The sequence below is a fragment of the Janthinobacterium amylolyticum genome (assembly GCF_051380655.1).
Lineage (GTDB): Bacteria > Pseudomonadota > Gammaproteobacteria > Burkholderiales > Burkholderiaceae_D > Janthinobacterium.
This window is the reverse complement of record NZ_JBNYXL010000006.1, coordinates 49726-62826: the sequence shown is the minus strand read 5'-3', so window position 1 is coordinate 62826 and position 13101 is coordinate 49726. Positions and strand designations below refer to the sequence as shown.

At 65.0% G+C, this 13101-nt stretch carries 15 protein-coding genes; 6 read left to right on the top strand and 9 right to left on the bottom strand.

All coding sequences use genetic code 11. The annotated features are described in order from the left end of the window. Positions 1–30: 30 nt before the first annotated feature. Complete coding sequence (locus ACQ4WR_RS13920) at positions 31–951, bottom strand: LysR family transcriptional regulator (protein ID WP_436487907.1); 921 nt, start codon at positions 949–951, stop codon at positions 31–33. 99 nt (positions 952–1050) lie between these two features. Here ACQ4WR_RS13920 and ACQ4WR_RS13915 point away from each other — a divergent pair, with 99 nt between their 5' ends. Beyond that, positions 1051–2220 (top strand): mandelate racemase/muconate lactonizing enzyme family protein, encoded by a 1170-nt coding sequence (locus ACQ4WR_RS13915; RefSeq protein WP_436487905.1) that lies wholly within the window; start codon positions 1051–1053, stop codon positions 2218–2220. A 3-nt stretch (positions 2221–2223) separates the two neighbouring features. Here the strand turns inward: ACQ4WR_RS13915 and ACQ4WR_RS13910 are convergent, their stop codons facing one another. From ACQ4WR_RS13910 to ACQ4WR_RS13895, 4 genes are read right to left on the bottom strand one after another with little or no spacing between them, the layout of a single operon-like run. Continuing rightward, complete coding sequence (locus tag ACQ4WR_RS13910) at positions 2224–2580, bottom strand: glyoxalase superfamily protein (protein ID WP_436487903.1); 357 nt, start codon at positions 2578–2580, stop codon at positions 2224–2226. Between the two features lie 34 nt (positions 2581–2614). Beyond that, a complete protein-coding gene (locus ACQ4WR_RS13905; RefSeq protein WP_436487901.1) occupies positions 2615–3325 on the bottom strand; it encodes a hypothetical protein in 711 nt (236 codons plus the stop codon). Positions 3326–3367: 42 nt separating this feature from the next. Then, positions 3368–3730, bottom strand: coding sequence for a hypothetical protein (locus ACQ4WR_RS13900; RefSeq protein WP_436487900.1), 363 nt, complete (start codon positions 3728–3730; stop codon positions 3368–3370). 40 nt (positions 3731–3770) lie between these two features. Beyond that, positions 3771–3980 (bottom strand): hypothetical protein, encoded by a 210-nt coding sequence (locus ACQ4WR_RS13895; RefSeq protein ID WP_436487898.1) that lies wholly within the window; start codon positions 3978–3980, stop codon positions 3771–3773. 88 nt (positions 3981–4068) lie between these two features. Here ACQ4WR_RS13895 and ACQ4WR_RS13890 point away from each other — a divergent pair, with 88 nt between their 5' ends. The 4 genes from ACQ4WR_RS13890 to ACQ4WR_RS13875 all read left to right on the top strand — a co-directional run bounded on the left by ACQ4WR_RS13890 (position 4069) and on the right by ACQ4WR_RS13875 (position 7969). Then, positions 4069–5127, top strand: a complete 1059-nt coding sequence (locus ACQ4WR_RS13890) for an Lnb N-terminal periplasmic domain-containing protein (protein WP_436487896.1) — start codon at positions 4069–4071, stop codon at positions 5125–5127. 183 nt (positions 5128–5310) lie between these two features. Beyond that, positions 5311–6564: a DEAD/DEAH box helicase gene (locus tag ACQ4WR_RS13885; RefSeq protein ID WP_436487894.1), complete on the top strand. Its 1254-nt coding sequence runs from the start codon at positions 5311–5313 to the stop codon at positions 6562–6564. An 81-nt stretch (positions 6565–6645) separates the two neighbouring features. After that, on the top strand, positions 6646–7113 hold the full coding sequence (locus tag ACQ4WR_RS13880; RefSeq protein WP_102297424.1) for a hypothetical protein: 468 nt from the start codon (positions 6646–6648) through the stop codon (positions 7111–7113). Between the two features lie 610 nt (positions 7114–7723). Continuing rightward, a complete protein-coding gene (locus tag ACQ4WR_RS13875; RefSeq protein ID WP_102297419.1) occupies positions 7724–7969 on the top strand; it encodes a hypothetical protein in 246 nt (81 codons plus the stop codon). 146 nt (positions 7970–8115) lie between these two features. Here ACQ4WR_RS13875 and ACQ4WR_RS13870 read toward each other — a convergent pair whose 3' ends face one another. The 4 genes from ACQ4WR_RS13870 to ACQ4WR_RS13855 form a co-directional block, all read right to left on the bottom strand. Beyond that, the gene (locus ACQ4WR_RS13870) at positions 8116–8790 is read right to left on the bottom strand and encodes a hypothetical protein (protein ID WP_436487891.1); all 675 of its coding nucleotides are present in this window, start codon (positions 8788–8790) and stop codon (positions 8116–8118) included. Beyond that, positions 8787–9797 (bottom strand): MlaD family protein, encoded by a 1011-nt coding sequence (locus tag ACQ4WR_RS13865; RefSeq protein WP_102297912.1) that lies wholly within the window; start codon positions 9795–9797, stop codon positions 8787–8789. The genes ACQ4WR_RS13870 and ACQ4WR_RS13865 overlap by 4 nt, the downstream gene beginning before the upstream one ends. A 52-nt stretch (positions 9798–9849) precedes the next feature. Beyond that, positions 9850–10665: an MlaE family ABC transporter permease gene (locus ACQ4WR_RS13860; RefSeq protein WP_436488321.1), complete on the bottom strand. Its 816-nt coding sequence runs from the start codon at positions 10663–10665 to the stop codon at positions 9850–9852. 69 nt (positions 10666–10734) lie between these two features. Then, the gene (locus ACQ4WR_RS13855) at positions 10735–11610 is read right to left on the bottom strand and encodes a LysR family transcriptional regulator (RefSeq protein ID WP_102297908.1); all 876 of its coding nucleotides are present in this window, start codon (positions 11608–11610) and stop codon (positions 10735–10737) included. Between the two features lie 120 nt (positions 11611–11730). Here ACQ4WR_RS13855 and ACQ4WR_RS13850 point away from each other — a divergent pair, with 120 nt between their 5' ends. Then, complete coding sequence (locus ACQ4WR_RS13850; protein WP_436487889.1) at positions 11731–13101, top strand: MFS transporter; 1371 nt, start codon at positions 11731–11733, stop codon at positions 13099–13101.

Here is a 13101-nt window from a genome sequence, read left to right as displayed (position 1 = left end):
CATAATATTGCCATATCGCAATATTGTAGTTTAACCTGATTCGGCTGCCGTGGCCGCTTCCGGCTGCAATTGCTGGCTGAGAAAATTGATAAAAGCGCGCACTTTGGCGGGCAATTGATGGCGGCTCGGGTAGTAGGCATACAGGTCGGCCGGCGCCAGCGTGTAGTCGGGCAGCACCACGCGCAGGCGGCCGCTGTCGAGATAGCGGGCCAGATCCCATTCCGAACGCAGCAGGATGCCGTGGCCGTCCAGCGCCCAGCCCAGCACCACGTCGCCGTCGTTGCTGGCCACCGTGCCGCGCACTTTCACCGTCTGCGTGGCGCGGCCGCGGCTCAGGCGCCAGATGCCGTAGGCGTCGTCGTTCTGCCGGTGCACGATGCAGCGGTGGCGCGCCAGGTCGTCCGGCGTTTGCGGCGTGCCGTGCGCCTGCAGGTAGGCGGGCGAGGCGCACAGGAAACGCCGGTTCGACATGATCTTGCGCGCAGACAGGCGCGTGTCGGGCAGGTCGCCGAAGCGGATGCCCAGGTCATACGCCTGCTCGACCAGGTTGATGGGGCTGTCCGTCAGCTGCAGCTGCACTTCCAGCTGCGGGTGGCGCAGGGCGAATTGCGACAGCAGGGGCGCGATCACCGTGCGGCCGAAGCCCAGGGTGGCATTCACGCGCAGCAGCCCGCGCGGCTGCGCGCTGCCGCTGGCCAGGGACTCTTCCATGGCGCGGATATCGTCGAGAATCTGCCGCGCCTGTGCCAAATAACTTTCGCCATCGCCCGTCAGGCTGATGCGCCGGGTGCTGCGGTTCAGCAGGCGCACGCCCAGGCGCTGCTCCATCAGCGTCAAGCGCTTGCTGACGGCGGGCGGCGTGATGCCCAGCTCGCGCGCCGTGGCCGACAGGCTGCCCAGCTTGGCCAGCAGCACAAAGAAGGCCATTTCCGTAGTGGCGTCAGTTTTCATTGTTAACCTGAAGTGAATAATGGTTTAAATTTGTGTCAATTATACGACTCCATATCGCGGGTAAGCTGGCGTCATTGTTTTCAGCCACAGGAGACCCGCATGAAAATCGTTGAAATCCGCGAAAAGACCATTCCCATTTCTTCCCCCATCCGCAACGCCTACATCGATTTCACGAAGATGACCCTGAGCCTGGTGGCCGTCGTCACGGATGTGATGCGCGACGGCAAGCCCGTGGTCGGCTACGGCTTCAATTCGAATGGCCGCTACGGCCAGGGCATGCTGATGCGCGAGCGTTTCATCCCCCGCATCCTCGACGCCGATCCCGCTTCGCTCGTCACGGACGACGGCGGCAATCTCGATCCGCACAAGGTGTGGGACTGCATGTACACGAATGAAAAGCCGGGCGGCCACGGCGAGCGTTCGGTGGCCATCGGCACCATCGACATGGCCATCTGGGATGCCGTGGCGAAGATCGAGAACAAGCCCTTGTTCCAGCTGCTGGCCGAGCGCCATGGCACGGGCGTGCCGGACAAAAAGGTGTTCGTGTATGCGGCCGGCGGCTATTACTATCCGGGCCAGAGCCTGAGTGCGCTGCAGGACGAGATGCGCAGCTATATCGACCGCGGCTACACGGTGGTGAAGAAGAAGATCGGCGGCGCTTCGCTCGATGAGGACTTGCGCCGCATCGACGCCATCATGGAAGTGCTGCAGGACGGGCAAAAGCTGTGCGTGGACGCCAACGGCCGCTTCGACCTGGACACCTCGGTCGCCTACGCCAAGGCGCTGCGTCAGTACGACCTGTTCTGGTACGAAGAGGCGGGCGATCCGCTCGACTTCGAGCTGCAAGCGACCCTGCGCAGCTATTACGACAAGCCGATGGCGACGGGCGAGAACCTGTTTTCCATGCAGGATGCGCGCAATCTGATCCGCTACGGCGGCATGCGCGCCGACCGCGACTGGCTGCAGTTCGACTGCGCCCTCAGCTACGGCCTGGTGGAATACCTGCGCACCCTGGACATGCTGCACCAGCATGGCTGGTCGCGCAGCCGCTGCATCCCGCACGGCGGCCACCAGATGTCCTTGAATATCGCGGCGGGCCTGGGCCTGGGCGGCAATGAATCGTATCCGGACCTGTTCCAGCCCTTCGGCGGCTTCCCCGATGGCGTCAGGGTGGAAAACGGCCACATCACCATGCCGGACCTGGTCGGCATCGGCTTCGAAGGCAAGGCCAACCTGTATGCGGAAATGCGCGCGCTGAGCGGGCGGTAAGCGCTATTCGCCGCGCTGCCAGAAGCGCAGCCGGTTGCCAAACGGGTCCGCCACTTCCAGGATGCGGCCCCAGTCCTCGTCGCGGATGCCGGGCCGCGCATATGCGTAATCCCTGTCGCGCAATTCCGCATGCAAGGCGGTGATATCGTCGACGGGAATGAGCAGCGCCGCGCCCGGCGTGGCGTCGCCGTAATGCTCGGACAGGTGCAGCACCAGTTCGCCACGCGTCACCTGCAGGTACAGCGGCGCCGTCGGTTCGAAGCGGTGCTGCCAGTCCAGGGTAAAACCGAGAAAACCGAGGTAGAACTCGCGCGCTTTTTCTTCGGAAAAGATGCGCAGGATGGGAATCGGAGCATGCATGGCGGCGCTTTCAGCAAGGTGGCGATGCCTTATTTTAGCCGCAGGCCAGCGCCTGGCGTTTCATGCGTGCGGCCGGGCTGCTTTTCTCCCAGCGGAACAGCCACATGATGATCAATTTGGTCGTGGCGCTGACGCAGGCCAGCAGCAGCAAGGGCCAGCCGGTTGGCAGCCCCATGACGCAGGCAAAGAAGATGGTGCTGACATCCATCGCCAGGATGAACTGGCTCATTTTCAGCGATACGGCGCCCGTCTTGCCCGAGCGCCAGATCAAGCGGATCTGGTGCGCATAGCCCTGCGCCAGCAGCACGGTGACGGCGACGATCAGGCTTTGCGAGACCGCGCGCTTTTCATCCGTGAACGTGGGACCGAAGGCGAGGCCCGCCAGGCCCGCGCACAGCAGCAGCGCGCAGGCCAGCAGCGCATGGCGGGCCGTCGCGCTGCGGCGGTCGCGGTAAATCTCGCACAGGATGGCCAGCGCGATCAGGGACGCGACCAGGCGCGGCCAGACGATGTAGTGGTTGAACGGCGTGATCGAATAGCCATACACGAAGAAGGCGCAATACGCGAGGAAGCTGACGGTGAACTGGTTGATGGACAAAATGTCCGTGCTCTTGCCGGCGCCGACGCTGGCATCGCGCTTGCGCTGCCAGATTTTCTTGAGCTGCGACCACAGGCCAAACAGGCTGACGACAATGAAAAGGGAATTGAGGCTGCCGGCGAAGGCGTACAGGGAAGGGGGCTGCAATGGGGGACTCCTGAGGCGGCGGTGAATGGAATGGGCGAGGCGCTAGTAAGCCGCGAAAAGGACCTTGGCATCGACCGCCACGATGCGCTCCGTCGTGGCGCTGGCGTGGATGCTGCCCGTGTAGCCGCTGTCCATGTAGCAGTCGACGACGAGCCTGGGGCGGCCTGGCTGGGCAAGTTCGATATGCGATTCACCGCGCGGATGCAAGGTGACGGAGGCGCTGGCGCCGGCGGCGATATCGCCCACGGCATAGGATCTGCCCCTGACATGCACCACCACCTGGCGCATGGGCTCCGCGCCGGCATTCTGCAGGTGGAATGCCACGCCGCCGCGCGCCGCCGGTTCGCATGCGGTGGACAGGCAGAGGGCAGCCAGTGCCGGCAAGAGTGAAAGGTACTTTTTCATCGGAGGTTCTGTCGTTGCCTTGCGGGTGGCCGGTGCGAAATCACTGGCGCGCCAGTTGCGCGGCCAGTACGCTAAAAACGGATATGCCCGCCACGGATGCCACGCCGCATGGAGCGTGCATCGAGACGCGTGCCAGTTGGCGGCCGGCACCGTCCATCCACGTCTGTTCCATGACGCAGGCGATGGCGCCGTCGGCGTGGCTGCTCCCCGTCGCTGAAGCACGCCGCCAGCGGCTTGCCAAAGAGGCCATTATGCCATCATTGCAAGATGCCGCGCTGATCTGGCTGGCCTGGTACAGCGAAATACTTGCCGATCTTCACTTACACCTATAATGGGGCATGACTTTCTTATCACACCGTGCCCGCTCCGTGCTGGGCACCATCGGCAAAATGGCCGCTACTCTGATTATCCTGTTGACTGCCCTGTGGGGTGCGCTGGCGCTGTGGTACCAGCTGTCCGGCGGCACGGCCGCACAAGGCATCGGCGCCTTGCTGTGGGGCGCGCTGGGCGTGGCCAGCGTGGCGTTGTGGTGGCTGCGCGGCGACGCGCGCGTGCTGCTGACGTATGCGGCCGGTTTCATTCTGCTGTTGCTGTGGTGGAGTTTGATCACGCCGAAGCAGCAGCGCGTGTGGGCCGACGACGTGGCGCGCAATGTCACGGGCACCGTGAAGGGCAGCACCGCCACCCTGGAGAATGTGCGCAATTTCGACTGGCGCAGCGACGACGACTACACGGTCAAGTGGGAGCAGCGCAGCTACAACCTCGATGAACTGCGCACGGTGGACACGGCGCTGTCGTACTGGACCGGGCCCTACATCGCGCATACCCTGATTTCGTTCGGCTTCGCGGACGGGCGCTTCCTGACGTTCTCCATCGAGATCCGCAAGGAAAAGGGCGAGAGCTTTTCCGCCATCGGCGGCTTCTTCAAGCATTTTGAAATGAGCCTGGTGGCGGCTGACGAGCGCGACATCCTGCGCGTGCGCACGAATGCACGGGGCGAGGACATGCACTTGTACCGCGTGATGATGCCCAAGGCGGCCATGCGTTCGCTGTTCCTCGCCTACCTGGACGAGGCGGAATCGCTGAAGCGCCAGCCGCAGTTCTATAACACCCTGACGGCCAACTGCACCACCATCGTCTTCGAGATGGTGCGCCGCATCGTGCCCGGCCTGCCCGTCGACTTCCGCCTGCTCGCTTCCGGCTACCTTGACCGCTATCTGTTCGACGTCAAGGGCCTGGTGCCCGGCCTGAGCTTCCAGCAGCTGCGCGACGGCGGCCACATTACGGCGCGCGCGCGGGCGGCGAATGACGATGCGGATTTCTCGCACGCCATCCGCCGCGGCATGCCGGGCTATGATGAAGCGGGCTACCCAAAGCTGCAAATGCCGCGCCAGTAGCCGATAACATCCCCGGGCGTTGTTGCCATTGCCTTGCCGTACGTGCGTACTGTCCGCGGCATGGCGCCCGGCCCCGAGCATTTTGTCCGGCCAGGCGCACCCTTGCTTTATACTGTCGCTATTCCGACCGGCCGCCTTTCGCGGCCGGTCTCACTTTACGCACAAATATCAAGAAGGCCCGCTATGCCATTTTCCTCACTGGGTCTGATTCCCGCCCTGGTCCGCGCCGTTGACAAGGCCGGCTATGCAGCGCCGACGGCCATCCAGGCGGCCGCCATTCCCGCCATCCTGCGCGGCAGCGACGTGCTGGGCGCGGCGCAGACGGGTTCCGGCAAGACGGCCGCCTACGCGCTGCCGCTGCTGCAGGCGCTGATGGCGCCCGCGGCGGGCCCGCGCCAGGTGCGCGCGCTGATCCTCGTGCCCACGCGCGAACTGGCGGCGCAGGTGGGGCAGACGGTGCATGCGCTGGCCAAGCCGCTGCCCGTCAAACTGAAAATTTCCGTGCTGTTCGGCGGCGTGTCGATCAATCCGCAGATGATGGACCTGCGCGGCGGCGCCGACATCGTCGTTGCCACGCCGGGCCGTTTGCTGGATCTGGTCAAGCACAATGCCGTGAAACTGGGCGGCGTGCAGCTGTTCGTGCTCGACGAGGCCGACCGCCTGCTGGACATGGGCTTTTCCGAAGAAATCAATGCCATCCTGGCGCTGTTGCCGGCCAAGCGGCAAAACCTGTTTTTCTCGGCCACCTTCCCCGACAGCGTGCAGGCGCTGGCCGACAGCCTGCTGGCGGACCCCGTGCGCATCGAAGTGGCGTCCGAGCCGCAGGACAAGCCGGACATCGCGCAGCGCGCCATCACCGTCGATGTGCCGCGCCGCACGCAGCTGCTGCGCTATTTGATTTTGCAGCACCAGTGGGAGCGCGTGCTGGTGTTCGTCGCGACCAAGTATGCGGCCGAACACGTGGCCGACAAGCTGCAGCGCGCGGGCCTGCACGTGGGCGCCTTCCACGGTGAATTCAGCCAGGGCACGCGCAGCCAGCTGCTGGCCGATTTCAAGGCGGGCCGCCTGCAAGTGCTGGTGGCCACCGACGTGGCGGCGCGCGGCATCGACATCGCGGGCCTGCCGGCCGTCGTCAACTACGACTTGCCCCGTTCCGCCGTCGATTACACGCACCGCATCGGCCGCACGGGCCGCGCGGGCGAGAGCGGCACGGCCGTCAGCTTCGTGACGGCCGATACGGAAGCGCATTTCCGCCTGATCGAAAACCGCAACGACTTGCGTATCGTGCGCGAAGTGGTGGCCGGTTTCGAGCCGACGGAGCTGCCCGCGCCCGTGAGCAGCGTCACGGATACGGTGCATGGCGGCGTGAAGGGCGCGCGCAAAAGTAAAAAAGACAAATTGCGCGAAGCGGCGGCCAGGGCGGCCGGCGACAACTAAATATGCCTTATGTGCGCTGGCCGCTTGTCCGGTCAGCCATCCCCCTTTAAGATTGTGTTTCTACAAAGCAAGGGGACGGTAATGCACAAGAAGATCATCACACGCAGCGGCATGCTGGCGTGCGCGCTGGCGCTGGCCGGCTGCGCCGGCATGGGCGGGCAGAGCGGCAATACCGGCATGCAGATGCCGGGCAAGACGCCGGCCAATGCCGCCGTGGCCGCCACCTGGTACAACCCGCCCAGCGAATTTCCCGGCATTTGCCTGACCCAGTTCAAGGATGGCAGCCTGCGCTTCGATGGCGGCTTCGCCTTCTTCAATCCGGGCCGCTGGACGTACGATCCCGCCACGTCCGAATTGAGCCTGCAGCTGGCACCCACGCCATCGCTGGAGCTGTCGCATGCGCAAGTCGTGCTGCACAAGAACCTGCTGCGCATCGATGGCAAGCAAAACACGCTGGTGTATGGCGTCAAGGCCGACACGGATGCCATCGGCCTGGGCGGTTTTGTCTTCTACCGCGACATGCCGTGCCCGGCCGCCAGGAACAGCTGACACAATCGCGGCATGCTTCCAGCCGATGCGTTGCCGGCGGCCTTGCGGCGATGCGCCATGGAAGGCGGGCAATGGCAACGTGCGACAAACCTTGTTGCAACAGGTCGTCGAAGTCCACGCCATCCGCTGGTGGCGTGGACTTCATGCCAGCTCGAGGATGGCGGGCAATACGGCTTGCGGCGCCTGGCGTTGCCGTGCGCGCACCCGGTGTCGGCGACCCACTGGCCACCGCCGGATGCATCGGCAATCCGTAAAACACCGTGGACCTTTGTTCCCTGCCAATCGCGGCAGCCAGATGGCTAAATGTCCATCTTGCATGGTTTTCAACTGGGACATTTTGTCTCAATGTATGGATATTGTTTTCAAGTAGTATGCATCAGAACCTGCGGCAATACCTTCTTGCATGCCAGGCGCCGACGTTTTCTCCTCTCACACCCGGATTCGGCACATCACTGCGCCGTATGCCATGGGTATTTCATGGCTGGCTATAATGAAAGATGGGGGCCGGATGCCTGCGGATGGCTTGAAAAAAGCGACGCTGTTGACGCAGCGTTTTGAGGGTGTGCCCCGCATGATAGATAGTGTCAAGTAATAACTGGAAAGATGCAAAATGATGGATTGGACCCCTATAGTCTTCGTGACGTTCAAGGCTCTCGTGCTCTGCACGGGTATGTTCTATGCCATCAAGTGGCATTACGATCAAGGGAAGAAAGACAAGGATAAGGCGAAGCAGAATCGCGCGGTGCTGCGCGCGAGCGGCAAGGTGGTCGCCATCTTCGTGCTACTGCTCCTGAGCCTGGGGATCGTCACCTTCTTCTGTGTCAGCATGCTTGGTCTGGAATTGACGTTCCCATAAGGGCAAGGCAGGGTCGGCCGGCATCAGTGGATGCCGCAGCAGTTTTTTGCCGTCATGGTGGCGCATTCCCCTTCTGGCATGAGCGGCCGCTGGCCCCGGATTGAGGCCACCTGGGCAAGCAAGCGCGCTTGCCAGACCCTCGGCTGCTACAGCGGCTTGCCGCTTTTTTCCACGATGTCCATGCGGCGCCCGATGCGCTGCGCTGCCTGCTGGTCGCCGGCCTGCTCCGCGCGCAGGCGCTGCACGCCCAGCCAGGCCAGGAGCGGGCGGCGCCAGCCCTGGTCGGAAGCCGTCGATACGGCCGTGTCGAGCAGGGCCGGGGTGGCGCGGCTGGCGCGCAGCAGCACGCCGGCGGCCACCAGCTGCGACAGCGGATCGGTGACGGTGGCAACGGCGGTCGATGCGGCGGTGTCGGAGCTTGCCGCCGCCACCGCGCGCTGCGCTTCGGGCAGCAGGGCGATGTCGGCTGGCTGCACCTTGCCGGCCAGGTAGTCCGCATACGCGCGGTCGGCCGGCGTGGCGTCGGCGCGCAGCGCTTCGAAGCCCGTGCAATCCTCGAAGACCAGGCTGGCCACGCGCGTGGCGCAGCGCAGCAGTTCGACCCGCGCGATCAGGTCGATCTTGCCGGTGGAACCGACCTGCGCACGCGCGCGCTGGAATTCCGTCTGTTCGACCAGGGCGCTGCCATTCAGGTAGGCCGCCTCAAAGCGTTCGATCGAACTTTGCGCGTTCATCTTCCAGTCCGGCACGGGCGGGCCGCTGGAGCAGGCGGCGAGGGCAGCCATGGCCATGGCCGACAGTGCGATATTCAGTGTTTTCATGGCAGTGTGATCTCCGGATTGCGCTTGAACGGCCATTTGCGGTTGATTTCATTGACCAGTTGCTCGACCTTGCGCAGATTGCTTTCCACGTCGGCGCGCAGCGGGCCCAGGTCGGCCGTCGCCGCCTTGGCGTTGGCGCCCACGGCTTGCGCCTCGACCAGCACGGCGTCGACTTTTTTCAGGCTGTTGCGCGTGTCGGCCAGCAGCGCGTTCAGCTGCACGATGGTTGCCTGCGCATCCGTCATGACCCCCTTTTCGCCAAACACGCGCGTGTCCGCATTGGCCACCAGGCCATCCGTGCGGCGCGCCAGCTTGTCGGCCGTGGCCAGCAGGGCGTTGGCCCGCTCGACCAGCAATTGCGACTGCTTGTCGTCGCCCGTCAGCAGGCCCATGGCGCCGCCAGGGCCGCTCAGTTTGCCCGTCACGGCCTGCACATTGCGCAAGGTGCCATCAAGCGCGGAATCGCTGCCCGTCAGGCTGGCCACGTTGTTGAGCAAATCCTTCGCCGCCGACAGCAGGCGCGGGATTTCCGCCGCCATGTCGCCCACCAGCAGGTCGCGCGTGGCGTCATCGGGCAACTGCGGATCGGTCAGGATGCCGCTGTAGGCGCGCAGCTTGGCGCCGCCGACGATGCCCCGTTCCAGGGTGAAGATGGAGCTGGTGCGCAGCCAGTGCGCATCTTTGCGCGGCACGTCGATGATGACGCGCGCCTTGCCGTCCGGCGCCAGTTCGATGCGCTGCACGCGGCCGATGGGAAAACCGGAGAAGGTCAGGTCGGCGCCCACGCCGACGCCGTCGGAATCCTCGGTCGTCAGCACCAGCGTTTGCGTGGCTTCGAAGGCGCCGCGCGCATACATCAGGTAGACGACGGAGCCGACCACCAGTACGAACATGAAGACGAGCAGGATGGCGGCCTTGAGTTCGGCGTGGCGCACGGGCGGCGGCGCGGGCAATACGGCGTCTGGCGCCGTGACGTCGGTCTGGTCGGGATTTTGCGGTTGGCTCATGGCTTCTGGCTCTGGTATGGGTGGAATCGGGATCGCTGGCGTCGGGCGGGCATCAGTAGTAATTTCCCATCAGCGAGGCCACTTCGATCAGCAGGATGACGGAAAACAGGCGCAGCATTTCGGACAGGCCGTGCGCGGCCCAGATGCGCCCGCGGCGCTTGTTCAGCTCTTCCGGATAGTAGGAAGAGGCGAGCGGAATCAGGGCCACGGCAAAGCTGAAGAAGATCACCTTGAGCATCAGGATCAGCGCCACGGCGGGATTGAAGATCTGCCCCACCACCCGCGTGTAGCCTTGCAGCGCCCATGGCGTAAAACCGTAGATGGTGAGATAGGCGAGGACCAGCGAAGTGACGCAGCTGACGATGGCCAGCATCCACACGGCGAAAATGCCGGACATCACGCGGGGAAAATACTCGCGGCGCAGCAGGTCGACGCCCTGGCGCTGCATGGTATCGAGCACGCCACTGGAGCGCATCTGCGCGAAGGCGATGCCGTCGGGCAGGGTCAGGCGCAGGGCGACGAACAGGGCGGCCGTCAGCGGGATCAGTTCCAGCACCAGCACGCGCACCACCATTTCCAGCGCATAGCGCGACAGGCCATAGCTTTGCGCGCTGACGACGACGATGCGTATCAGCACCAGGCTGACGAGCGCACAGGCGACGCTGAACCACACCAGGTTGGGCGCCGTGTTCGACACCAGGCGGTGCGCCAGGATGGGGCGGTTGTCGCGGTTATAGCTCGATGGCGACAGCGCCAGCGAAAACACCAGGATGGCGAAATGCACGAGGCGCCACCAGCTGCCCAGCCAGGCCATGGTGGCCCGGTGCAGGCGGCGCAGGCCGATGATGAGGGAGACGGATAGGGTCATCATGGCATCTTAACATTGGATGCGTTCGGCACAAGCGATTGTCCTGCCGTGCAGCCGTGCGTGGCGGCGCTATTGCTGGTCCACCTCGGCCACGCTGGCGATGATGGCGTCGGCCGCCGCGCGCACCCGCGCCGAGCGGTTCAAGTCCGCATGCATGACCAGCCACACGTCATAGCTTTCCGCCCGTTCCGGCCAGATGCGCACCAGCTGCGGATCGAGATCTGCCAGGTGGGTGGCCAGTTCGGCCACACCCAGGCCCGCGCGCGTGGCTTCCTGCAGCATCATGGCCGAGTTCACTTCCATGGCCACCCTGGCGTTGGCGACAGCTTCGCCGGCGATCTTGTCCGCATGGCGCGGCGTGACGGAATGGTGGTAGATGACGATGTCGTGCCCGGCCAGCGCCGTGCCGCGCACGGGTTCGCCCCGCTGCGCCAGGTAGGCTTTCGAGGCATACAGGCCCAGGCTGCGCTTGACCAGGTGGCGGGAAATGAGGTCCGGGTCGGTGGGGCGCACGCCGCGCACGGCCAGGTCGGCTTCGCGCCGCGTCAGGCTGGCCAGCGCCGGCGCCACGTTGAGCACGATGCGGATATCCGGATGGGCCGCGTGCAGCCGCTGCATGGCGCGCATGACGAAATGGCTGGCCATGGTGTCGGTGGTGGCCACGCGCACCAGGCCGCATAAACGGTTGTCCACGCCCTGCATTTCGCGCTGCAGCTTGTCGGCGGCCCGTTCCATGGCTTCGGCCGCGCTGAGCGCCAGCTCGCCGGCCGGCGTGGGCACGTAGCCCGACGGCGTGCGCAGGAACAGGGTGGCGCCCAGCGACGTTTCCAGCGCGGCCAGGCGGCGCCCGCAGGTGGCCTGGTCGATGCACAGCAGGGCCGCCGCGCCGCGCAAGGTGCCGGCCCGGCCAATGGCCAGAAAGATGCGCGCGTTATCCCAGTCCATCGTTCCGCTCCTTAGTGATTGCTGATGCATTTTTGCATCATAGCGCTGATTTTATGCCTGTTTACTGCATTGTGCAACGCTCGCATAATGGCTGCCCCGCTGTCCCTGCAAGGAAAAATCATGTCTGTCCCTACACCGCGCCGCGCCAATGGCCTGATCCTGCTGACCCTGGCGTTCGGCTTCGTCATGGCCATGATCGACGTCACGGCCGTCAACGTGGCCCTGTCCGATATCGCGCTGGACCTGGCCATTCCCCTCACGGGTCTCGTGTGGGTGGTCGACGGCTACACCCTGACGTTTGCCGCGCTGCTGCTGGCCGGCGGCGCGCTGGCCGACCGCTACGGGCCGAAAGCCGTGTACCAGGGTGGCCTGGGGGTATTCCTGCTGGGCTCCATCCTGTGCGGCGCCGCGCCCGACGGGCATTTTTTGACGGCCGCGCGCCTGCTGCAAGGGGCGGGCGCGGCCCTGTTCATGCCCAGCTCACTGAGCTTGCTGACGCTCAGTTTCGACGATGAAAAAGTACGCACGCGCATGCTGGGTGCCTGGTCGGCGCTGGTCGGCGTGGCTGGCGCATCCGGCCCCTTGATCGGCGGCATCCTCGTGCACCAGTTCGGCTGGCGCAGCGTCTTCTGGGTGAATATCCCCATCGGCGTGCTGGCCATCGTCATGGCGCAAGTGCTGCTGGCCGCGCCGGCCCGCCAGCCGCGCGATCTGTCGCTGTTCAGCCATGCACTGGGCGTGCTGGCGCTGGCGGGCCTGAGTTTCGTGCTGATCGAAGGTCCCGTGCTGGGCTGGCTGTCGCCCGGCGTGCTGGCGGCGCTGGCGCTGGCGGTGCTGGCGGCCGGCCAACTGCTGCGGCGCGAGCGCAGCGGCAGCCATCCGCTGTTGCCGCGTGCACTGTTTCACAGCAGCAGCTTTGGCGCGGCCACTGGCGTGGGATTCCTGATCAATTTCTGCGTCTTCGGCCAGCTGTTTTTACTCAGCCTGTTCCTGCAGCAGGCGGGCGGCGCCGATGCCTTGCAGTCGGGCTTGCGCCTGCTGCCCATGATGGCGGCCTATACGGTTGGGAATTTTATGGCGGGAAATATCGCGGCCCGCTGTGGCACGCGCTTGCCGATGCTGGCCGGCTTGCTGGTGGGCGCCGTGATGGCCCTGCTGCTGATGGCCTTGCGCCCGAGTACGCCGTACGTCTTGCTGGCGCTGGGCACGGCCGTCATGAACGTGGCCATCGGCATCGCCATTCCCGCCATGACAGCCACCGTGATGCGCGTGGCTGGCAAGCAGCATGCGAACAGCGCGGCGGCGGCCCTGAATGCCAACCGGCAAATTGGCGCGCTGGTGGGCGTGGCGCTGATCGGCAGCATCCTGCACATGGTGCCGGACTGGTCGCTACGCTTGCCGCTGGCCTACGCGACGATCGCCGCCGCGTATGGCCTGGCAGCTGGCCTTGTCTACCGCCACGTGCATGTGCCGAAGGCGCTGGCCGCCTGA

Excerpts from the sequence above, each read along its gene's own strand:
- ACQ4WR_RS13880 (WP_102297424.1), top strand. The coding sequence starts at position 6,646 with ATGCACAAGAAGATCATCACACGCAGCGGCATGCTGGCGTGCGCGCTG.
- ACQ4WR_RS13910 (WP_436487903.1), bottom strand. The coding sequence starts at position 2,580 with ATGCATGCTCCGATTCCCATCCTGCGCATCTTTTCCGAAGAAAAAGCG.
- ACQ4WR_RS13875 (WP_102297419.1), top strand. The coding sequence starts at position 7,724 with ATGATGGATTGGACCCCTATAGTCTTCGTGACGTTCAAGGCTCTCGTG.
- ACQ4WR_RS13860 (WP_436488321.1), bottom strand. The coding sequence starts at position 10,665 with ATGACCCTATCCGTCTCCCTCATCATCGGCCTGCGCCGCCTGCACCGG.
- ACQ4WR_RS13850 (WP_436487889.1), top strand. The coding sequence starts at position 11,731 with ATGTCTGTCCCTACACCGCGCCGCGCCAATGGCCTGATCCTGCTGACC.
- ACQ4WR_RS13920 (WP_436487907.1), bottom strand. The coding sequence starts at position 951 with ATGAAAACTGACGCCACTACGGAAATGGCCTTCTTTGTGCTGCTGGCC.
- ACQ4WR_RS13870 (WP_436487891.1), bottom strand. The coding sequence starts at position 8,790 with ATGAAAACACTGAATATCGCACTGTCGGCCATGGCCATGGCTGCCCTC.
- ACQ4WR_RS13900 (WP_436487900.1), bottom strand. The coding sequence starts at position 3,730 with ATGAAAAAGTACCTTTCACTCTTGCCGGCACTGGCTGCCCTCTGCCTG.
- ACQ4WR_RS13855 (WP_102297908.1), bottom strand. The coding sequence starts at position 11,610 with ATGGACTGGGATAACGCGCGCATCTTTCTGGCCATTGGCCGGGCCGGC.
- ACQ4WR_RS13890 (WP_436487896.1), top strand. The coding sequence starts at position 4,069 with ATGACTTTCTTATCACACCGTGCCCGCTCCGTGCTGGGCACCATCGGC.
- ACQ4WR_RS13915 (WP_436487905.1), top strand. The coding sequence starts at position 1,051 with ATGAAAATCGTTGAAATCCGCGAAAAGACCATTCCCATTTCTTCCCCC.
- ACQ4WR_RS13865 (WP_102297912.1), bottom strand. The coding sequence starts at position 9,797 with ATGAGCCAACCGCAAAATCCCGACCAGACCGACGTCACGGCGCCAGAC.
- ACQ4WR_RS13895 (WP_436487898.1), bottom strand. The coding sequence starts at position 3,980 with ATGGCCTCTTTGGCAAGCCGCTGGCGGCGTGCTTCAGCGACGGGGAGC.
- ACQ4WR_RS13885 (WP_436487894.1), top strand. The coding sequence starts at position 5,311 with ATGCCATTTTCCTCACTGGGTCTGATTCCCGCCCTGGTCCGCGCCGTT.